Source organism: Photobacterium lucens (genome assembly GCF_009873615.1).
Classification (GTDB): Bacteria; Pseudomonadota; Gammaproteobacteria; order Enterobacterales; family Vibrionaceae; genus Photobacterium; species Photobacterium lucens.
In genome coordinates, this window is record NZ_SSMG01000341.1 from 1 (window position 1) to 824 (window position 824).

Consider the following 824-nt stretch of genomic DNA (forward strand, 5'->3'; position numbering starts at 1 on the left):
CGCATAGCCCATGCAATTTCTCCATTACTACGTAATACAAAGGCTGATCTGTTTTACAAGTACGCCTCTGAATATAACTTTGATTATTTGATGATGATGGCACAAGGCTTCCAAGAGTCGGGGTTAAATCAGCATAAAGTGTCAAATAAAGGTGCCGTTGGTATCATGCAAGTATTACCAAGTACCGCCCGTGACAAATATATTGATATTCCAAATATATATAATTCTAATAACAATGTTCACGCAGGTATTAAATATATGCGTTACATTCAAAACAATTACTTAGATGATAATCGCCTTAATTATGACAATAGAATGTACATGACATTAGCATCTTATAACGCAGGTCCTGGTAATATTCGAAAAATGCGTCGCTATGCTAAAGAAAGTGGTTATAACCCTGATATTTGGTTCAATAATGTAGAGATTGTAACGAGAAAACATATCGGTAAACAGCCCATCGTCTATGTGACTAATATCAATCGCTATTACATTGTTTATAAGCAACTAATGAGCTTGAAGAAATACCGTGAGAAAGGCGTAAAACCCTTTGCTCCCCCTTACCGATTTGATACTCCTAACGTGCTTGATTAAGGGTATTTTCTTACGTTGATAAGCCATCTATACGAGCTATCAACGTAAGTTAAACCCGCGCATTATTTAGACTTCAATCGTTTGTTCAGTCTGGTGTCATTGCGCTGTTCATGTTTATGGAAATACCATAACTTGCGATTTTTAGATGATTTTTTCATCTCTTACTTTCCACAATAGAATAAAATTAAAACAACTTAATTTTTTGATGTAAGGGTGTATTGAATCATATT

1 protein-coding gene is annotated in these 824 nt (G+C 34.8%); it reads left to right on the forward strand.

Annotated features, from left to right (window positions below):
• Positions 1–594: transglycosylase SLT domain-containing protein (locus E5A76_RS14450; protein WP_161119342.1), on the forward strand; the 594-nt coding region annotated here is incomplete at its 5' end.
• Positions 595–824 lie beyond the last annotated feature (230 nt).